The organism is Gelatiniphilus marinus (assembly GCF_042684345.1).
Taxonomy (GTDB): domain Bacteria; phylum Bacteroidota; class Bacteroidia; order Flavobacteriales; family Flavobacteriaceae; genus Gelatiniphilus; species Gelatiniphilus marinus.
The window spans coordinates 1-22,061 of the sequence record NZ_JBHULK010000011.1 but is presented as its reverse complement, the minus strand read 5'-3'; the positions used below and the strand labels follow the sequence as shown (position 1 = coordinate 22,061).

Here is a 22,061-nt window from a genome sequence, read left to right as displayed (position 1 = left end):
CGAGTTGTTTTCCGAAATCAGGTTTTGATATTCAGAATATGCTTCATTATATTTTTCGGCAGATTCTAATTCAAATATTTGTTCCAGATTTTGATTCATTCGTGATTTTTTCAGCTTGTTGCCAACGGTTTTGTATAACCGTCAGTTACGGATTTAAAGTTAATAATTTTCGGTTAAGCAATGACGTTAGCAATTCCGAGTGGATTCGGACGTAGTCGAATCCGCCGTAATTGCGGTTATACATTGTTATATAGTATTAACTCTTATTTTCTTCAAAATTCTTCTAAAACCTTAATATACAAGGATTTTGTGTTTTTAAGTAAAGCAAATTAATGCAATAAAATACCTTAAAATGTTAGGTTTGTTGTACCTATTGTTGTACCTTGGTATTGGGTTGCATCCTTTTGCACACATTAATACCAGAGCTTTATGTCTTCAATAAAATTAATTTTAAGGGAAAATAAAATTGATAAAGCTGGTGAAGCACCACTTTATTTAAGAGTAATCAAAGACCGTAAAACTAAATTCATTTCATTGAGTTTAAAATTAAAACCCAATGAATGGGATGAAGATAAACAAAAAGTAAAAAAGAATCACAAAACCTCAACAAGGTTAAATGCATACATTTCCCAAAAAGTAGCAGATGCTAAAGGAGAAATTGCAGATTTAGAGCGGAGAAATAAATCAACTTCAGCCAGAAGAATAAAGGAAGCAATAAAGGGTAAACCCTTAATTAACTTTTTTGAATATTCATATGACAGATGTGAAAAGTTGAAAGATACCGTTACACTGTCTACATACAGGAGCTATAAAAATAACATTGAAAAATTTGAACGCTTTATAGGTCATCGAGAATTAATGTTTGATGATATAACAGCAACCACTTTAAAAGACTACGCAGCTTATTGCAGTTCCAAATTAGGAAACAATAACACAACTATCAATTATGCTTTCCGGATATTGAATTTAATGTTTAGAGAGGCCAAGAAAGAAGATTTAATATCAAATGAGTTAGTGCCTTTCACAAAGTTTAAAGTCAAGAAGAACAAGACTACAAAAAGGTATTTAAACGATGAGCAATTGGAAGCCTTTATGAATTTAGAAGTTCCTCAAAAACACAAAGCACAAGTTATAAAGGATATGTTTATCTTTTCTGTTTTTTCAGGTGGTTTAAGGTTTGGAGATGTTATAGAGATGCAATGGAAAAACTACGATAAGAAAAACCATAGAATTACAAAAACTATAAGAAAAACCAAAAGACAGCACAGCATTAGAATAGGTCAAAAAGCAGTGGATATATTAGGAAAATATACTACTGAAAACCAAAAGCAAAATGATGTCATTTTTCCTTTTGCTTCAGTAGATGAACAATATTTTAAGGATAAAGCTCACAGGAGTTTAATAACAAATAGAGCCATTTCGTTAAGCAATATGTATTTAAGTAAAATGGGAGAAGATTTAGAATTACCTTTTAACTTATCGTTTCATATTAGTAGACACACATTTGCAACAAGAGCTTTAAATAATGGTATGCGTATAGAACACGTTTCTAAACTTATGGACCATACCGATATTGGAATTACACAAGTGTATGCCAAAATAATAAGTAGTGAATTAGATAATGCTGTAGATAAATACATCAATTGATATGGGTGAATTTTCAAAAGTAGAATTGTTGATTATAGAGAAGTGCACAGAAGCAATAGGCAGCTTTATATATGCGCTAACATCAACTCAAAGAGATAAAGATAGATTGCTTTATTCATCTTGTTTAAATGATGATGAAAAGGAGGATTATACCAAAAGCGAGATTAAGAAAATGCAGAGAAAACTCTCAAAATGTAATCCAGATATAGCAGAGTTTATTCGTTGTTATTTAAGTCCAAGTGAGTTTGATTTATCAGGTGATACTTATGACCAGTACAGGGATAGATTAATTAAAAACTTTCTTATCACTGAATTTGAAGATGTTTTAGAAGTATTAACGTCTAAATTTAAAGATGGATCCGAAATAGAAAATGTTGATATTTTGTTTTGGGACGAAATAATTGAAGAAGGTCAATATGGCATTGATAATAAGTTTATGATGCATTTTGTGAAATTTATGGCATTAGCAGAAAGGTTATCAACTTTTAGGAGTATGTTAGAAATGATTGAGAAAGAAAAAAGCAAGCCTAATCTTGATAATATACTAAATAAAATGAAGGCACAATCAGAAGCATTGAAACCCAAAAAAATAGAAGATGAATTTAAAGCTATTCTAGATGGATTAAGGGATAATAATGTTTCGGATTTAAAATTATATACCATCATCAAAACTCAAACAGGCCTGGATAAAACAGCTTTAAACTATATGAAAGAGGAAATTTTGTGGTATTTATTTTCTATGAAAACTGCCCAAGAAGCTTTTTATACAAAAGAGCAATTAGACAGGGCTATTTTGGATATAAAATCAAAACATACCGAAGGAGAACTGATAAACTTGGGTTATCTAAAAACAACCAAAATGTTTTTAGATTATGAATATGCTGATCCAGAGGAACCTATTTATTGGAACAAAGAGAAGTTGTTATTCCCAGATGAATTTAAAACGATTGAAAGATTAATAGCAATAATTAATGACAATATAGGAGAGGAAAAAGAACAAGAAAAGGATTCAAAAGATAGTAAGTCTACCCAAAATTTAAGTGATATAACTAATCAGATAAATATCGACTACGCACTTAAATTAATGGAAGATTTATCAATAACATTAAATTACAAGTTCAATCTGTCTGAAAGAAAAAAAGGAGCTATCAGAGGTGTTATTGAGGCTTTAAAGGAGTCGTCTATTCTGCCTAATCAAAGTTTAACACTATTGTGTGATTTAGTGGCTAAAGAAATAGAATTGCAATTAAATTCTAAACTTGATGCTTCAAATACGTCAGAAGAGTATAAAAAGAAAGCATTAGAATACATAAAGCATAAGCCACTTCACTAAATTTCTTCAATTATAAGGGTTTTATAAGGTCGTCCTTATAAGTCCTTATCCAGAGCTTAATATTTGTTGCTGAAAATATTTAGTAACATTTTAATTCTTAAGCAAATGGAAGCGATTATATTATCCAAAAATCAGTATGAAGAACTTCTAAATAAAATTGATGAAGTAAAATCTTCACTTGAAGAAAAACAGAAAAACCCAAAAGACATTTTTGTAGACAACCAAGAGTTTTTGCAGCTAATGAATATTAGTAAGCGTACAGCTCAAACCTGGAGAGATGAAGGAGTGGTATCATTTTCTCAAATAGGTTCTAAAATCTATTATCGTATGAGCGATGTAGAGAAGCTTTTGGAAAAAAATTATCGTAAGGCATTCAAAAAATAAACTAAAGGGTGTTGTACGATACTATCAAAATAGTAAAGTCTTTAGATAAGATTCCTAAAGAAGCAGCAGCTAAAGTCAATGAGCCTTTTAGATGGAACAATTGTCTTTGGCTACCTCACTACAATAAACAAGGTGAAATAATTGCTTACTATTCTCATTTGAATAATTTAAAACTTTGGTTAAGAGGGTTTGAATTTACTATTATCAATAGTTTGCAAAAATTCTATTGTAATAATAATTACTCGCCTTTTACTTATTCTCAAGCAAAGGAGGCTATTTATTATTTAACAGCACACTTCGACTTCGATTTAAGCACTGCTATTGTCAAAAAGATAGCTGTCGGTACTGTCATCGATGCATTTCCAGAAGACACCTTTAAAACTTGGGAGCAATACAAAAGTATTAACCAATCACAGATGAGAAACAAAACAAAGGTCTATGGGGTTAATTTCAAAGCTACCAATTACAACATTAAAGGCTATGATAAAACCTATCAGGTAAAAGCTGAAAATGGTATCGAGCTGCCTAAAAGCGTTATCCGTTTTGAATGTGAAGCGTATGCTACCTATTATAACAAAAGAAAGAACAATATTCCTGTTCTTAAATTTATTGATTTAGCAGATAATAGTATTTTCTCTCAATTAGCATTAAACCTATTAGAAATTTACAGTAACATCAAAAAAAAGAGTTTGATTGATTATGGAGTTTTAAGTCCTGCACAATTAAAACTTTTAGCTGCTTACAGAAATCCAGAAATCTCATTAGGTTTAAAAAAGCACCATAGACATACTTACAAAAAAGAGCGTCAGCAGTATTTAAAATTAATAAAAGACTTACCAGAAACAAACAATGAAAAAGAGGTGTTTGAAAAGCTTAAAGCCCAAATTTTATTCTGTATCAATAACTAATTTTTTTCAAACTTGTAATATACCTGAAAAAAGGGGTAATAGGAAATGCTGAAAACCATAATGCTAAACCGAGATATATTTTTATTTTTATGCTTTTGAAATAAAATATCATAAATGGCTAACCAATCCAAACACATAGATACATACCTATCTCTATCAGAAAGCTTAAGATTCAAACTCTGGGCAGTAGTAGGAAAAGACCAAACCAAAAAAAATAACATTTCATCATATCTTGCCGAAAAAGGTTTTATAGAAGTCAATGTAGGGGCTGAATTAGCTGATTTATATGAAGAAATTGAAAAAGCAGACCAACCTATTCACGACATAGGCCAAAAGATAAAAGAATGGTTTTTATCTAAACCAGAAAAATTAATTCTAACAAATGCTAGTATTCTTTACGATAAGGCATTTATGAACATCTCTCCTGTTGGTGCTTTTAAATATAATGCTAGGAACAAACATTGTGTGTTATTCCTGGAAGATGAAAACCTCTTTAGTAATAGAATTTCGTATGGGCAAGTCGGTTCAGATGATTATTACGATAAGGACATTAATGATATTCTAATAACGAAGCTTGAAGACATTGAGGATAATTACAAAAGCATTGTTTCAGAAGGTCCTACAGACTATTCTAAAATAGAAAAGAAAGATTTAGATAAGAATGCTATAGGAAACCTATTCAATTACACGGTAATTAAGGATGTTGTTGATATAGATACCGACTTAAAAGAACCTGATTCTCAAGATGAGTTGATTTCAAGCTATATCATTGCAGAAGGTTTGGAACAACAAATCATAGACTTTTATGATAATCTACAGCAACCAAACCACAAAGCGGTAAAGATTATTGGTAATTATGGTAGTGGTAAATCGCACCTAATAGGTTTTTTGATAAGTACTATTGCACACCCAGAAAAGAGAAAGCTAATTAAGAATCTTAAGGTTAGAGATAAAGCTGAAAAAGTAAATCGAAATTTCTTTTCTGTTCAATTTGAATTACAACCAGTAAGGGTAGATTTAGCATATTTTTTCTTCAAAGAATTAGAGAAGCAAATCAAAAGGGACTATGGTATTGATATTCCAATCTATGAAGATGGTAAGACATTAAATTTAAAAGACCATTTAATTGCAATTATTGATAAACTAAAGGAAACAGATCCAACGAAAGGATTATTAGTAATTGTTGATGAGGTTTCTGATTTTATTCAGTCAAAAGAAAGTCACGAAATAAAACGTGATTTCCAATTCTTACGAGTTGTTGCTCAAGTCTGTCAAGCAAACGATATGCTTTTAGTAACTTCTATGCAGGAAGATATTTATTCTAGTCCTAAACTTAAAAATATAGCTGCTGATGAAGATAGAATCAGTCAACGTTTCCAAAACATAATTATTCGTCGCGAAGCGGTTAAACAAGTAATAGCTCAAAGAATTGTAGCTAAATCTTCCGAGCAAAAATTGGAGATTGAACAAAAGCTAAAGCCATATACAGAAAAAATTGAAGATGTAGGTAACAAGCAAGAAGAATATATAGAGCTATTTCCGTTCACGCCATTTTTGTTAGACTTATTTCACGAACTACCATATTTTGAAAAAAGAGGTATTATTCAATTTGCTCAAACCGAATTAAAATATGTCATAGGAAAACCATTTCCTTACTTCTTTACATTCGACCGTATTTATGACATTCTAGCAAATAACCCTAACAACAGAAATTTAGAAGGTGTTTACGACTTGGTTAAAGTAGTAAACATTGTAAAAGATAAGATTGTAGGTAATCTTGAAAGCAAGCTTCAAGAAAATGCAATAAAAATCATCAAAGGACTTGCTATTTACTCATTGTGGAGTAAAGGTGAAAATGGAGCAACAGCAAAAGAATTAGCGGAAAAGCTAATGATTATTCCAGAGAATAAAGCATTTGAAGCCTTTATGCAAGTGTCACTAATTGTTAAAAAGATTAGAGAGGCTACAGATGGGTTTTATCTAAAAATTGTACGTGATGAAGCCACGGGTAATGATTATTTTAAATTCGACCCAGCAATTGATGGTAAAGACCCTGAAGAACGTATCGATAATGAGATTACCGCTGTAGGTGGTGATGAAAGCAAACAAGAAGAAGTTTTATTTGAACAAATACAGGAAATATTAGATTTAACTAATTACAAAAATATTCCTAATGTTTTTGAAAGCGAAGCACCTTGGCTATCTGTGAAATCATTTAGAAAAGGGTTTGTAATCTTCCAGCGCAAAGGTCAAGAAGTAAGTAGCATTGAAGAAACAGATTATGTGATAAACTTCGTTTCTCCTTACAGTAAGCAAGCACCTGTTAAGTATGCTAAAAACCAAATAAACATAAAAATAGACTTTGGTAAGCAAGAAAATTTAGAGGTTATTAAGCGCATTGTAGCTATCAAGTCATTAAAAGATAAAAACATTTTAGTGGCTGCAATGAGTAAAAAGTTAGAAGATACGATTAACGGTTACAGAAACCCAGCAGGTGTTGTAGTTCCTGGTATTAAATTTAGAATTGCAAGATGGATAACAAGTCTGTCAGAAACAACACTTAACGGTGAAGCAATTTCTATAAAATCAATTTTAGGTAAAGAGTATAACAACCTGTCTGAAATTGTAACAGAACTTAAAGGGAAAGCTTTTGATAGTTGTTTTAACGAGCAATTCCCAGAACACCCTAAATATGCTGAAAACCTATCATCATCAAATATTACGCATACCTTATCAACTGTTTCAGATGAGGTAGTAAAAGGAAACTTTAGGGCAATGAGTTATAGGGCTAAAAACTTTATGACATCATTGAATCTTTTAAATGATAACGGTGACCCTGATGTATCAGCAAACAAGTTTACCCAAATGATTCTAAACACTGTAGAATCCAAGAATGGTAAAGTAGTAGATATTGAAAAAGAGTTGGTTGGTCAATTAGCACAAGCACCTTATGGTGTAGAGTCACAAATCACACACTTTTTATTGGTGGTGCTAACCACATTGGGCAAAACAGCTTTAAAAGCAAGAGGTGGTGATGAAATAGATATAACCAATATTAGGGAGAAGTTTAAAAACATAAGCCAATTTGAAAACATTGTTTATGTGATTAAAAAGGACGAACTATCCTATGACTTTGCACAAAATCTATTAAATGCATTAGGTTTAAATGGTGCTGCAATTCTAACTGAAAAAAGTCGTAATGAGGCATTTGTAGGTTACAAAAACAAAGTCAACGAAATTAATGCAGACAGGGCAGCTTTAGATACCTTAATATCAAAATTAGAAAACCGTTCGCAGTTACATTTAAACATTGACGACGTAAAAAATATGCGTCAAAAGGTTGAGGTGATAGATTGGGACGTGTTGGACATCACCAATCACGCCAAGTTTAATAGCATTTCTAAATTAGCACCACAATTAGGTGAGGTTTCAGAGGGCTTAACAATACTTTCAAATCTTAAAGATGCTATAGCAGAATATAACTCTACTATCCATAGCGGTATGAGTTATATGAAAGAAGCTATTGATATTGTTGAAGCAAATCAGCATTATAAAAAAGCTAAAGAAGTGTTGTCAACTTTACAACAGCATTATGATGAAACAAATAAGGTAGTTTCAGACTTTAATAAGTTTAGCCAATTACAGTATCGTTTTCCTTTGGTGGGTAAATTAGAGGCTTTTAAAAACACCTATGTAAAAGACTTCTATTATCCAGCCTTACAAAACACAATCGGTAATAAAGTACAATGGAACAAACTTGAAAAATTAAGCAGTAATTCCAAACTGAATGCAGCTAAACTATTGGCAGAATTAGACTGTAATGTAAATGCAAAAGTGTACGATAAACTTAAAGAATGGCAGGATTTAAGCGCGTTTAAAGCTTCAAATGTTGATGTGGAAGAGTTATATCAAAACCCATTTGATAACACCTCTATGTTTATGAAAATACCGAGAAACTACGGTAATATAAATGAAATGTTGAATAACATAGAAAAGGATATTGATACCATTTACAATGAGTATAGTAAAACCACAGTCGAAGAAGTTACTAAAAACAAGGGCCAATTAAAATTGGCCACATTATCAGCCAGTCAAAAAGAAACCATTAAAGAAATTATTGATAAACAAGAATTGCCAACTCATATAGACCACGCTTTAATACAAGCCATTAACAAATTGTTTGTAAACATTAAGGTAATAACACTTAACAAAGCAGAAGTAATTACATCTATTTTCGGTAATAACGATTTGGTAACGGTAAGACAAATGGAAAGTGCGTTTTATAACTTGATTGAGAAAATTAAAAAGGAAAACAAAGACGAAGAAATTAGAATTAAAATTGAAGAGTAAGCAGAATGGATTATAAAGAAGATTTAAGAAAGAAGTTACCAAAACTAAAACAAATAGAAGGTTTTCCTATTGGTGCAGACGATGATATTATCAATCTATCCAATCCACCATTCTATACAGCTTGTCCTAATCCATACATCAAAGAGTTTATAGAAAAAAATGGAACAGCTTACAATGAAGAGAGTGATGATTATCATAAAAAACCTTATGTAGGTGATGTTTCTGCTGGTAAAAACCATCCAATTTATAACGCTCATTCTTATCATACTAAAGTTCCTCACGAAGCCATAATGGAGTATATTAATCATTATACAAGTGAAGGAGATATTGTTTTTGATGGGTTTAGTGGTTCTGGTATGACTGGTGTTGCAGCACAACTTTTGAATAGAAATGTAATATTAAATGATTTATCCCCTTATGCAACTTTTATAAGTAACAATTACAATCATCCAGCAGATCCTTTTAAGTTTGAATCAACTGTTAAGAAGATATTATTAAAAGTAAAAGAAGAATACGGTTGGATGTATGAAACTTATGATTCCAATGGTAATAAAGGGGAAATAATGTCAACTATTTGGAGTGATGTATTAAGTTGTAAATTTTGTAGTTCAGAATATGTTTTTTACGATCTAGCTGTAAATGAAGATGATAGTTTGAATAATGATTATAATTGCCCTAATTGTAATGGTTTAATAAATAAAAAAGATAGTAAACCTATCTTGGAAAAAGTTATTGATGTTGATGGTGAATATATATATGTCAAGAAACAAATACCTGTTTTAATTGATTATAAATTAAAAGGAAAGCGTTATTCAAAGAAACCAAGTCAGGATGATTTAGAGGTAATATCTAGGATAGAAGATATAAATTACAAAAATTGGTTTCCTGTTTATAAAATGTTATTTAAAGGCAGTGAATGGGGTGATCTATATAGAAAAGGCTATCACAAAGGAGTTTCAAAAATTAATCATTTTTACTTTAAAAGAGCTATTGTAATTCTTTCTTCATTAAGAGAGATTCTTGACACAGAATCAGCATTTTTCTTCACTTCATTGTTGATAAATTCGTCTAAAATGAGTAGGTATGGAAAAAGAACTGGTAATGTGTCTGGTACTCTTTATGTTCCAACTTTAATAAAAGAGCTTAATATTTTTGAGTATGCAAAAAGAAAATTATCTGGAGCAAAAGGTTTTGTAAAACCTTTAAAGCATTTGGATAAAATAAGAAGAAATAATTGCGAGTGCATTATTTCAACTCAAAGCAGTAAGAATTTTATAAATATTCCAGAAAACTCTATCGATTATATTTTTGTTGATCCTCCTTTCGGTGATAATTTGCCTTATTCTGAATTAAGTTTCATACCTGAAGGATGGTTGAAAGTTTTTACTAACAATGTTTCGGAAACTATAATCAGTAAAACACAAGGAAAAGAACTTCGTGAGTTTGAGAATTTTATTTCCCAAAACTTTAAAGAATTTTTTAAAATACTTAAGCCAAACAGGTGGATTACTATAGAGTTCCATAACTCAAAATCTTCTGTATGGAATAGTATCCAAAATGCTATCCTAAAAGCAGGTTTTGTAATAGTCGATGTTTCTGTATTAGATAAAAAGCAAGGAAGTTTTAAGCAAGTTACATCAGCTGGTGCAGTTAAAAATGATTTAGTCATTTCTGCATTCAAACCATCAGAGAAGTTTGAACAGAAATTCTTGAGTAGTTCAGGTGAAAATTTAGAAATGGAGTTTATCGAACAGTTCCTATCGAAGTTAGATACAGCTCCCTCAATAGAAAGAACAGATAAAATGCTTTATAGTAAGTTTTTAGCATATTATATAAGTAAGGGGTTTGAAATTAATTTAGATTCAAATGTTTTCTATAGTTTATTGAATAAACACTTTGTTACTGAAGATGGGTATTGGTTTACTTCTAATCAAATTAACAGTTATATTGAATATAAAAAGAGACTTAAATTAGAAGGAATCGATGAAGTCCAGTCAGGCGCAATGATGCTTTTTGTATCTGATGAAAAATCAGCACTTTTATGGTTATTTAATTTTTTGAAAACTCCTAAAACTTTTTCTGATATACATACTGCTTTTACTCAAATAGCAAATATTCAAGGAGATTTGGTTCCAGAACTATTACAATTGCTTGAAGATAATTTTGTAAATGAAAATAATGTCTATCGTAGGTCTACTTCAGAAGAAGAACACAATAGTATAAATTCCAAAAGAGAAAAGGTCTTAATGCGAGAGTATGAAAGTTTATTATTAAGAGCCAAAAGTGAGCGTAAAAAAATAAAAGAAGTTCGTAAAGAAGCATTAGTGCACGGTTTTGAGCAATGTTATAAAGACAAACGTTTTAAAGATATTCTAACACTAGAAGAGCGTTTAGATAAAAAGATTATAGAAAACAGTTCAGAGCTTAACGATTTTGTGGAAGCTGCTAAAATAATGGTTGAAGGTATTAATTAATGTCTTGGCAACAACGTATCATAACAGCATTAAACTTATCAGAAAAATCACCAAAGATTATCTCTGATAGGTTAGGTGTGTTGTTTTCAAAACCATTCAAAACTTACCTAAATCAAAACTTCAAGCACGTAGTATTTTCAAATAAAAATGCACAAATGCTTACAGCTGCGAATAGCAGTGAGCAAGTCACGTTTATAACAACCAAAGAAAATATTCCACAGTTTTTAAAGTCAAGTTATGATTATAAAGAGTTTAATAATAGTCAATTACCGCTTAATGGAGATTTAACTTTACTAAAACAGTTTGATGCAAGTACTATTGTAATGGTTTTAGAATATGTGTATGCAAGTAATCCGCATATAGTACTTTCAAATTCAAATATAAATGAGATAGTAGCTAATGCTAAAAGCCATCATCAAAATAAAGAGTTAACAGAGCTTAAAGAAATAATTTGTAAAGAATTAGAGAAAGATAGTTCTATTACCAATACCTTAACAATTGCAGAGCATTGGGGGAAATTTATTTATCAATCATTTCTACAAAATCAGCAAAGTTTTATTGAAGATATTCCTCAAATAGATGAAGTTGCTAAACAATTAATAGATAACAAAACCTTTGAGCAAATTGGGTATGCTTCTACGGCTTCAAAACCGTTGTCTATAGATAAAATAATCCATCACATAAAAAGTAAAAAAGAGGATAAAATAGCCTTATTATGCTTTGACTGTATGGGTTTTGCAGAATGGCAGCTTTTAAAGGACTATCTATCAGATTTAGAACTAGACTATAAAGAGCACACCCTATTTACCTTGTTGCCTTCAGTAACATCTGTATGTAGAACTGCCATATTTCACGGTGCAACAAATGTCTATGATATTAAATATCCTGGTAGAAATGATGAAGCAAAGGCATTTACAGAGTTCTTTAACGACAAACAAACCAAGTATTTTGTGGAGGAAGACGAGATTAGTGATAATACCCTATTAGGGTATGAATACATAAGCGTATTATTCAATTTCTTTGATGACCTATGTCATAGTACCATTTTCCCAGCAAACGAAAATACAAAAGCCATCTACTTTAATAATTGTAAGCAGTATTTAGAGAAATCTAATGTCAAACAAATTATAAAGACATTACTTAAAAATGGTTTTCAAATATATATCTGTTCAGATCACGGTTCAGTAATAGCAAAAGGAAATGGAGAGCGCTTACAAAAGTATTTAATTGATGATTTTGCAAAGCGTGCAGTAATAATACCTGAAGAAGCATCAGAGTTAACCCAATTTGAAAAAATAAACATTCCTTTTGTTCACCAAAAGAAATTGGTAATTCCCGAAGGAAGAACAATGTTTTCACAAAAAGATAAAATAGAAATCAATCACGGCGGTATTAGTTTAGAAGAAATAGTAGTACCGTTTATTACAGTTACAAAATGATAGGATACGATAGACCATTAAAGGCAGAGTGGATATATAAATCTTTACAATTAGTAGAAGCAGGTAAAAATCCTAAAGAGTATTACGAAGCCTACGATAATATAGCAGTAGAATTAACAGGGAAAGATGGAAGACGTAAAACCAGAACGGTTTTATTTAGAACATTCATTTTTAACTTTCAGGAAAAAACTTCAATTATAGAAGAAAATATTTTAATGAAGTTGTGTAAAGAGAAAAGCTTTGAATATATGAAGCCTATACTACTTTCAAAATTTATCATAGATTATGAGATATTAAAACAGTTTTCTACTATTTACACAAAAGTATTTGATGATTCTCAAGAAATAAGTACAAAGGCAATTACAGCAAAAATGGTAGATGCTTTTGGAGATTCAGAAATAATTAAAAGGTCCACAAGAGCTTTCCTTAAAACACTACATTCATTTGGTATAGTCGAACCAATTAATAGTACAACCTATTCACAAATACCAAAAACAGAATTGACTATAGAACAAGTAAAAGATATATTCTTGTTATATGCCATTTCAAATCACACCAAACAAATAGATTTAAAGCATTTAGATAAGGCCTTATTTGCATATTATAAAACGCCATCACTGTCGGATGTAGCCAATAAATATCACGCAAGCGAATGGGAATACATCAGAGGTGCTGATAGAGAGTTGTTGATTTTAAACTAGTTTGTTATGAGCACAATTGATGAAGATAAAGAAGACGTATTAGTCGAAAATAATGCACAATTCATTTACCAGCACATACGTAGTTTAGAGAATGAAATAGATAAAAATGGTAGTAGATGGTTTTGGGAATTATTACAAAATGCCAAAGACGCTAAAGATGCAAATACCATTGAAGTTGCTTTAGATTATAATAATGGCAAAGTAGTTTTTAAACATACTGGTAAAGAATTTACAAGAAAAGAAATACTGCACCTAATTTATCACGGCTCAACAAAAAAAGGAGACCCTACCAAGACTGGAAAGTTTGGTACAGGTTTTATGACTACGCATCTACTTTCTAAAAAGGTTGATATTAAGGGTAAATTATTGGAAAAAGATAAATGTTTTGAGTTTACACTTGATAGAACAGGGAACAGCAGTGATGAACTTCGTGAAACATTAGAGGAATCCTATGATAACTTTAAGGACAATTCTGATTATCCTTTTAATCCTAATCAGGTTTACAATACACAATTCACATATACAATAAATCCAACACGCACCAATCTTGTAGAAAATGTTATAAATACATTAAAGTTAACCATACCATTTGTGCTCGCTTCAAGTGAGGAAATAGGTAAATTATTAATAACGAATAGAGAAGATAATTTCGATATTAATCGTCTTGGAGAAAATGAATTAAATCCAGAGACTTCTATTAAGGAGTATAAAATTAAAGTTCAGGATGAAAACATATCCATATTAAAACTGGAGAATGAAACAGTTATTGAATTTGAATACAATACAGAGGATGGCGAAAAAAGTGCTGAAGAAAACATTAAATTATCAGTTAACATTGAAGTAAACGATAAAAAAGTATTACGAATCAATAGAAAAACACCTTGTATATATTATGACTTCCCTCTAGTTACAACAGATTCATTTAAGTTTCCGGCAATCATTAATAGTTTATCATTTAGTCCTAAAACAGAAAGAGATGGGATTTATTTAAGTGTAGCTAATACTTATGATGTCAACAAGAATAAAGCCATTTTTAAGGAGGCTTTTGGCTTATATGTAGATTTACTTGATGGGCTGATAAACAATAATTTTTTAAATGTACATTTCCTTTGCGAATTAAAAAGTATTAACATCCCAGAAGTAGATAATGATTGGTACAACAAGCAATTAAAAAGCCTGATTGAAAAGTTTTTTGATAAGAGAGTTTTAATGAATAATGAAGACGATCCTATCATCCTGAAAGATGCTTTTATTCCAACAAATGTTTCTGAAGAGTTAAATGGTAAATACTGGTCTTTAATTCAAGAGTTATATCCTAACAAAGTAGTTAAACAAGAGATACATAAAGATTGGTTGAAAATACTTAAGTCCTGGGATGATTTTGAATTTGATAAGTTTAGTTTTGAATTAACTTTAAATGATGTAGCCAAAATAATAGAAAAGGAAATAACACTACAAAGTTTTACAAATTCCTTTTTTAATAATGATTATGACAAAGCCTACTCGTGGCTTAATGATTTTTACTCGATAATTAAACAGATTCAGCAACCGCATTTGTTTGAAAGTTATAGTATTATAGCTAACCAAAATGGAAATTTTGTTAAAAAGGAAGCGACTTTAAATACTGATGGAGGTATTGATAATAAGTTAAAAGATATTTTAGAACTTTTAGATGAGGATATAAGAAAGAATTTAATTGATGTAGAGCTTTCATTTCCCAACATAACAAAAAAGTCACAAGAGGAAGTTTTTGATAAAACACTTGCTAAAGTAATTGAAATTGAAAGCTATTTCACCGAGAAAGAATATGCAGCTTCAATGGATATGTTCAGTTGGTTATTAGCCAATTCTAAAATTGAAAAGCTTGAAAATTTTCCTGTATCCTATGCAAATCACATTGAAGGTAATAGGGATATTTATAGGTTGTCAAATAAGAATACAATTCTTGCACCAGTAGAAAATTGGGAAGAGATTTTTAGAGATTATAAAGAGTTGTTTAGTGATGATTTTATATTAAATAGTGATTACAAGGATATTATAAAAGATGTTATTGTAGAATTAGAAAAAAGTGGTTTTATATATGCTCAACCTTTATATTATGAAAAGCATAGTTTTAATCAAGATGACCTAAAAAAAGTAATTTCTAAAAAATTAGATGATGATTTTTGGGAACGAGAAGATGAAAATTCAACACTCGAAATTCCAGAGGTTCTTGTTTCAAAAATTCCTTTTTTCTATTCTGAAGATAAAGCTGTTCTTAATAACTCAAGAAAAGCAAATAAAAGAACTTCGCAATTATTGGAGTTTATTACAGAATGTATTTTAGTTAAGGACACAAAACTCTTTGAAGAAGTTCAAATTGAAATTTATGGACAGCCGGTAAGTATTTACCCATCAATATGGATAGCACGTTTAAAAAATAGACAATGGGTAAACATTGGCAAGGATAAGTCAGAAACAGCAACATCTTCTAATTTATCTGATTACTTCGAGAAGAGTCCACTTTTAAGTGAAAAACTTAAAGACGAAAAGACTGCAAAATTCTTGAATATTATAGGTGTCAGTGTTGGAGACTTAACAAAAAATATCTATGCTAAAACTGATGAAGAAAAATTTGAATGGGATAAGGCCTATACATCTATTTTATCTGCTGGTCATAACAACCAGGTAACACCTGAAGAAGTATTAGGGATTTTTAATGACCCAGCTTTAATAGAAGAAATAAAAAAGAAAAGGAAAGAGAAAACAATAGTTAAGAACAATAGGGATATTGGTTTAACTATTGAAGATATTTTTGAGCAAGTTATAGATGAAGAATTAAGTCAGTCCAATCTAAACATAAAAAAAGAGGTTGTAGGTAGAGATTTTGATATTGTTGAAGCTGTTGAAATAGAAAATGATTTTATTGATGAAAAGACAGGTTTTGAAAATATTTTGGTTGTTAATAATGATGCAAAGAGTTATGCTATAGAATTAAAATCTACAAGAACTGATTATATCAGGATGACAAAAGCACAAGGGCAATTGTCAACAAGTAAAAAGAACGAATTTGCATTATGTGTGTTTAGCCACAGTTTAGATTTTGAAAACTTTAGAGATGAAGAAGGAAATGTAAAAGAATCTATCAAAAATGAGATTAAATCAAATGTACGATTTGTAACTAATATTGGTGTGCTATTGACTGATGAGGTTAATAAAGTTAAAGAATTAGATAATCAAGTGGCAAAGACAAGAACAATTAATAATGATATAGATGTAGATATTGAGGAAGGTCAAATAAAATATAAAGTTAAAGAAGCTGTTTGGTCTAATGGAATACCGTTATCAGATTTTATTGATGAAATGAAAAAAGTATTTTAAAAAGAACTATGCAAAATATATTAGACGAACCTCAATTTGAAAATCACATACGTCAAGACATATTAATTCCAATTTTATCGGATAAAAAAGATTATAAACTCTATAATTTTAAAAAAGCCGTAGATGTGCTGATAGCTCAAAATGGTCATATTCCTAAATTATATTTTTTGGAAATTAAATATCATAAAAAAAGTAATGGTAGATTAGGCTTTGGTTCAGGTAAAGGCACAGGATTTCAACCAGAAATGCTAAAAGACAGGACAGATTATTTTGAAACTAATTTACGTTGGATATTAGGTAACATAGAAAGCGAACAATATTGGTTTGTAGATAATACTGTAATTCGTAATTATATTAGTGGTGGCGTTATAGGTGAAAAATATAATAATATTCAAGCTAAATTTTATAATGAAGTACCTGCTGTAGACAAAGATGAGCTTATGTTGCTCATATCAGAGTGGTTGTTTTCAGAATAAATGTTGCTAGTAATATAGTTCATCCTGAAAGACTTTATAAAGAACATAATAATCTAATTAATAGAGATTTTGGTATAAAATTTGTTTTTAAACAAATAAAATATATAATTTTGTACTATATTTAGAAACAATGGCAATAGCAATTAAATCTATACCTGTATTAAAAGATAAAGCAGCAGCTCACTTTACTACTAAAGTAGCTGAAAACTCTGCGAAGAGATCTTCTATTGACTTTTCTAAACAAACTTCTGTTGCTTCAAAGATTCTAGCTAAAGCTAAACTATAATCTTTTGCTTTGGGTTTTCTACTTGATAGTTGTACACTAAAACCCTATAATCAAGAAATTATTGATGGTTGTAAACCTTTTGATTGCGATCATCCTGATTTAAATGATTTTTTTAGTAATGATGTAGAAAATTATTCTTCTGAACTTTTAGGTAAAACTTATTGTTTTACTCTAGATGAAGACCCTTCTATAATAGTTTGTGCTTTTACTATATCTAATGATAGTATTAAAACTACTCATCTACCGAATGCTAGAAAAAAGAAAGTAATTAGAGAAATCCCTAGAGAAAAACATATGAGAAGCTATCCAGCTGTTCTTATAGGTCGTTTGGGTGTTCACAAAGATTATAGAAATATTGAAGGTGAAGAAGATAATACAGGCAAGCAATTAATGGATTTTATTAAATCTTGGTTTATTGATGGAGCTAATAAAACTGGATGTAGATTTATAGTTGTTGATTCATATAATGAACCAAGAGCATTAAGATATTATTCTAAAAATGGTTTTGAAAGTCTTTTTTCTACTGAAGAACAAGAAAAAGAATTTACAGGCTTACCTGATGAAGTGGAACTGTCAACAAGATTGATGTTCTTTGACTTAATAGTTTTAGCCCAAGAATAAGATATATATTCCCCACAAAACAAAACCCAGTTTTTTCGTTCCTCAAAATCCTCTGTCTTTTGTTTTGTTCCGCAATCCACCGCACTTGTAGTTTTTGGTTGCCAACCCTCACACAGCACATTGCTTATTTTATTTGAGGGTATATTTTAAAAAGTGGTACAATAAAAAAGCAAAGAGCTGTTGCCAACACATACACCAAAAACCACCCAAAGCTATGTTTACATAACAGGTAGTTATAATAGCAGCCGCTACATCCACCGCATCACCAAAGCTGTAGTTATAACGCCATTATGTAAAATAGCCGCTTTTCCCACGCTCACAACCGAACTTTCAATAAAAATCCGAATTAAATTGAAACACCAGCCATTTGAAATTTTAGACTAAAATGATGCATATTCGTTATCTCATTCAAGCTGCACAAAACCATCGTTAAGTCCAAGTATTCCTTACCTCAAGTCTTTGTTTGTTTCATTTCGTTAACAAATATTAAAGACCACTTTTCCCCACCACCCAAGTCAGCGGTTTTAAAAAAATAGGCTCATAAAATGTAGTAGTACGCCATAGCATATTGCTTTTTCTCGTACCTCAAAAAAACAACAAGCTATTGCCTAAAAGTCCTGTATAAGTAGCTTGTTTAAATGCTGTTTTATCAAACAACTATTTAAAACGCAACCCATACAAACGCTTCTTCCAAAGCTCCAATTGGTAATAACCTATTTTTTTAAGAGTTTATGCCCCCAAAAGTGGAAATCCATTAACTAAAAAGAAAACAAGATGATTACAAAAACAATTCAAATCACAGAAGTTACAGTAGATGAATTAGCAGATGCGGTAACAGATAAATTAATGTTTAAAATTGAAAATTACCTTAAAGAATTATCTAAAAAGCAAAATGATGAAATCCTAACAAGACAAGAAGTTGCCGATTATTTAAGGATAAGTTTAGTAACAATACATTCCTGGAATAAACACGGCATTTTAAACCCAATTCGTATGGGCAACAGAATCTTTTACAAAAAACAAGACATATTAGATGTTTTAGAACAACAGAAAATAAATAAAAAAAGATAGCAAAAATATGTGGCTACCATAGCCAACGCGCAAGCCTATCAAGGTCAAGCCCTACGGGTTTTGAAAAAAATCTCCACCCAAATATTATTTGCGCAAGAGGGTAGTATTTTTTCCAAAAACCTTGACAGCCTCATCCACGCCACAATAACATACGGCTTTCTTTTTTTATTGTTTTTCTTTTAAAAAATTAATGGTGCGAAGCGTAGCGAAGCAATTTTAAATTGGATAGCTATGTCAACTTTTGAACTGAAAACACACCAAATCGGAAAAACCTACTCGCAACCTCATTTTTTTATCCTGAACAAAGGGCAAAACAGCGGAAAGCCTTTAACAAATCCCTGCCCTAATTGCTTTGTGGTAACTGTACCAACCGAAGAAGAAAAAAACACCCTTTATCATTTATCTATGATGCTACAAATAGGCGGTTTCTATGCGTATTATTTAAGAGGTAGTGTTATTCCGTTCATTTCAATAGATGATTGTAGAAACACGCTTAAAGATGGTTTAAAATCTGCTCAAAACATTAACGACCAGATGCAAAAACACATTAAGGCGGTTGAGGTTATCAGTAAAAAGGAAAAGGAGCTACAAAATGTCATTGATAAAATGTCAGTTTTAAAGGTTGCATACATACGAAATTGTTTCAAAATAATGCAAAGTAAAGAAGCGTAATGCAAAGGCATCACATAGCCTTAAAACAGTAACAAAATGGCACTATTTTAGTTATATTAATAACAATGGATGGAGTTAAAATCCATATCAAGTCCGTACCAAGTCCGAATGAAGTTTAATTTTAATTTATATATGTTATGGGTGTTATCTCACAAGGAATCCTGGGCGGTGTATCAGGTAAAGTAGGAAACGTAGTTGGTGCATCTTGGAAAGGTATTGACTATTTAAGAATTAAGCCTTCAAGCGTGGCAAATCCACGTACAGAAGGGCAAGTTAATCAAAGGAACAAATTCACTGTTACTTTAGAGTATCTTCAACCGAATTTAGGTTTTATTCAAAAAGGGTATAAGGCCTATGCTGTTCAAAAAACGGAGTTTAATGCAGCAATGTCTTATGTGTTGAATAATGCTATTACTGGAATTGCTCCAAACTTTACTGTTGATTACTCTTTAGCTTTATTGAGTAGAGGTAATCTTTCAGGGGCATTAAACCCTTCAACAGACTTAACAACAGCAGGTCAAGTTACTTTTACTTGGGATGACAACTCTGCAGAAGGAAATGCTAATGCTACAGACAAAGCAATGGTATTGGTTTATAATCCAACAAAAAAAGAATCAATGTACATTGTTGATGGTGCAGATAGAACAGTAGGTTCTCAAGTAATTACATTGCCTAATACCTATTCTGGAGACACAGTAGAGCTTTTTATGGCCTTTATTACTGCTGATGGTAGTCAGGCATCAAATAGTGTGTATTTAGGCTCTGGTACGGCAACTTAATAGAGTTAAGTTTAGATACATATTACAAACCGCTTTTATTAATTTAGAAGCGGTTTTTTAATGCTTTTAGATCACTTCTTTTTATAGGGGTAAATGTTATACCTATGTTGTACCCTTTTTTAATTAACGACTCAAAACTCTTTATTTACAAGGATTTATTAAAGTAATTAATATAATACATTGTTGGGCACTGGCTTTTTTTATTTTCAGTTGATGTATTATTCCGTAAATCAGTCCAACTATTCCACCAAGATAGCTGAAATTATGCATTGTTCCAGCAGTCAAAAAACTTTTTCGGTCGGTTAAATCCGCTGGAAGATTCCAATTAGTATTTAAGTTTGAAATTATGAACTTGCCAACCAAAATTCCCACGATTCCAAGTCCGATTGCGATTAGTAAAGTCCGAATTGTTGCTCCGAACGCACTTTTCCACATTATTTTCGGTGTCGGTTGAATCATTCCGACTAATCCATTTACTAGTCCGATTAAAAGTCCGAACCACCAAGTAGATAAAAATCCAACAACACCAATTGTCATAATTACAGTATCTGGATAGGCAACAAATCCGAATTGTTCAAGTTTGAATTTCGTAAAGTATTCATTCGAGATTGAGTAAGAGATTTGATTGTGGAAAATTCCATAAATCGAAGCGAGAATTGTCGAGATAATTACAATTAGTATTAGAAGTCCAATTTTTTTCGCCATTCGATTTTTTCAGCTTGTGCCCAACGTACTCGGCTATGGTTTCGTTGCGTGAAAATCCGCAAGGATTTTCCGATTAAGAAACCAAGATAGCAAAAGTGCGAGGATTTTCGGCAGAAAATCCGAAGCAATGAACTATAGCCATTGTTGCCAACCGTTTTTTTATTATTCAGATTATTAATTTTTAAACTTAAAATACTATGAAAATCAAGTTTCCAAGACCCTCGATAATATTAATGGTTATTCAGCTTTTAACGCTTGCCATATTAATATTCCAATGTTTATAAAACCCAAAATAATATTAATTATGGTTTCTCTTTTATTTCTTTTCGCTACTTTCTTGTTCAGCTTGTTTGCCCGAATATTAGATTCCGCTAATTCAAATTCGAGGTCTTCTCGTTTTTCTTGCTTTTTTAAGTCAGCGTACAGTTTTTTAAATCCACCAAGATTTTTAAACTGCAATGTGTATTCGTTAGAACGAACATTTAACATATCCATCGCAGAAACACAATCACAAACTTTGTATTTATCAAGAACATATAAATATCGTTTAAATTCATTCACGGCATTTATAGTCGGGTCAATTTCAAAGCCTTTTTGCTCTTTAATAATTCCAGCTTCTACAAGGTCGTCTGGCGTTAAAACATATCGGACGATAACCTCATTAACGATCCAGTCTAATGGTTTAATATCTTCCTTTCTAAAGTCAATCATTGTGCGTTTTTCTCAAATGTCTAGTCCTGAAATATGGCTACAGGTTAAAATTGATTTTACGCTGTTAATTTATATACCATATTTGGTGTTTTATAGTCTAAAGATAAATGTAATCTTATTTCGTTGTATAGATTAATTGCATTT

17 protein-coding genes are annotated in these 22,061 nt (G+C 30.9%); 15 read left to right on the top strand and 2 right to left on the bottom strand.

Going from position 1 to position 22,061, the window contains the following annotated elements; translation table 11 throughout:
• Positions 1-429: 429 nt before the first annotated feature.
• The 15 genes from ACFSQS_RS15820 (at position 430) to ACFSQS_RS15750 (ending at position 20,501) form a co-directional block, all read left to right on the top strand.
• Positions 430-1,647 carry a tyrosine-type recombinase/integrase gene (locus ACFSQS_RS15820; RefSeq protein ID WP_388021161.1) on the top strand — a complete coding sequence of 406 codons (1,218 nt, stop codon included), beginning with the start codon at positions 430-432 and terminating at the stop codon, positions 1,645-1,647.
• Between the two features lies 1 nt (position 1,648).
• Entirely contained in the window at positions 1,649-2,980 is a 1,332-nt protein-coding gene (locus ACFSQS_RS15815; protein ID WP_388021159.1) for a hypothetical protein, read from the top strand.
• Positions 2,981-3,085: 105 nt separating this feature from the next.
• Positions 3,086-3,364, top strand: coding sequence for a helix-turn-helix domain-containing protein (locus ACFSQS_RS15810; protein WP_388021157.1), 279 nt, complete (start codon positions 3,086-3,088; stop codon positions 3,362-3,364).
• A gap of 11 nt (positions 3,365-3,375) precedes the next feature.
• Complete coding sequence (locus ACFSQS_RS15805; RefSeq protein WP_388021155.1) at positions 3,376-4,272, top strand: hypothetical protein; 897 nt, start codon at positions 3,376-3,378, stop codon at positions 4,270-4,272.
• Positions 4,273-4,386: 114 nt separating this feature from the next.
• The gene (locus ACFSQS_RS15800) at positions 4,387-8,622 is read left to right on the top strand and encodes a DUF6079 family protein (RefSeq protein ID WP_388021153.1); all 4,236 of its coding nucleotides are present in this window, start codon (positions 4,387-4,389) and stop codon (positions 8,620-8,622) included.
• Between the two features lie 5 nt (positions 8,623-8,627).
• Complete coding sequence (locus ACFSQS_RS15795) at positions 8,628-11,096, top strand: DNA methyltransferase (RefSeq protein WP_388021151.1); 2,469 nt, start codon at positions 8,628-8,630, stop codon at positions 11,094-11,096.
• Positions 11,096-12,535, top strand: a complete 1,440-nt coding sequence (locus ACFSQS_RS15790; protein WP_388021149.1) for a PglZ domain-containing protein — start codon at positions 11,096-11,098, stop codon at positions 12,533-12,535. Before ACFSQS_RS15795 ends, ACFSQS_RS15790 begins: the two co-directional genes overlap by 1 nt.
• Positions 12,532-13,236, top strand: coding sequence for a hypothetical protein (locus tag ACFSQS_RS15785; RefSeq protein WP_388021147.1), 705 nt, complete (start codon positions 12,532-12,534; stop codon positions 13,234-13,236). Before ACFSQS_RS15790 ends, ACFSQS_RS15785 begins: the two co-directional genes overlap by 4 nt.
• A 6-nt stretch (positions 13,237-13,242) precedes the next feature.
• Positions 13,243-16,596, top strand: a complete 3,354-nt coding sequence (locus tag ACFSQS_RS15780) for a sacsin N-terminal ATP-binding-like domain-containing protein (RefSeq protein WP_388021145.1) — start codon at positions 13,243-13,245, stop codon at positions 16,594-16,596.
• An 8-nt stretch (positions 16,597-16,604) separates the two neighbouring features.
• Complete coding sequence (locus ACFSQS_RS15775; protein WP_388021143.1) at positions 16,605-17,072, top strand: hypothetical protein; 468 nt, start codon at positions 16,605-16,607, stop codon at positions 17,070-17,072.
• A gap of 130 nt (positions 17,073-17,202) precedes the next feature.
• The gene (locus tag ACFSQS_RS15770) at positions 17,203-17,358 is read left to right on the top strand and encodes a hypothetical protein (RefSeq protein WP_388021141.1); all 156 of its coding nucleotides are present in this window, start codon (positions 17,203-17,205) and stop codon (positions 17,356-17,358) included.
• 9 nt (positions 17,359-17,367) lie between these two features.
• Entirely contained in the window at positions 17,368-17,979 is a 612-nt protein-coding gene (locus ACFSQS_RS15765; protein ID WP_388021139.1) for an N-acetyltransferase, read from the top strand.
• Positions 17,980-18,753: 774 nt separating this feature from the next.
• Positions 18,754-19,050, top strand: coding sequence for a helix-turn-helix domain-containing protein (locus ACFSQS_RS15760; protein WP_388021137.1), 297 nt, complete (start codon positions 18,754-18,756; stop codon positions 19,048-19,050).
• 231 nt (positions 19,051-19,281) lie between these two features.
• Positions 19,282-19,722 (top strand): DUF6943 family protein, encoded by a 441-nt coding sequence (locus tag ACFSQS_RS15755; protein ID WP_388021135.1) that lies wholly within the window; start codon positions 19,282-19,284, stop codon positions 19,720-19,722.
• Between the two features lie 137 nt (positions 19,723-19,859).
• Complete coding sequence (locus ACFSQS_RS15750) at positions 19,860-20,501, top strand: DUF6266 family protein (RefSeq protein ID WP_388021133.1); 642 nt, start codon at positions 19,860-19,862, stop codon at positions 20,499-20,501.
• Positions 20,502-20,642: 141 nt separating this feature from the next.
• On the opposite strand, the gene ACFSQS_RS15745 is transcribed toward ACFSQS_RS15750, so the two are convergent.
• Together ACFSQS_RS15745 and ACFSQS_RS15740 are read right to left on the bottom strand one after the other, a co-directional pair.
• The gene (locus tag ACFSQS_RS15745) at positions 20,643-21,206 is read right to left on the bottom strand and encodes a hypothetical protein (protein WP_388021131.1); all 564 of its coding nucleotides are present in this window, start codon (positions 21,204-21,206) and stop codon (positions 20,643-20,645) included.
• 237 nt (positions 21,207-21,443) lie between these two features.
• Positions 21,444-21,917: a hypothetical protein gene (locus ACFSQS_RS15740; RefSeq protein ID WP_388021129.1), complete on the bottom strand. Its 474-nt coding sequence runs from the start codon at positions 21,915-21,917 to the stop codon at positions 21,444-21,446.
• Between the last annotated feature and the right edge of the window lie 144 nt (positions 21,918-22,061).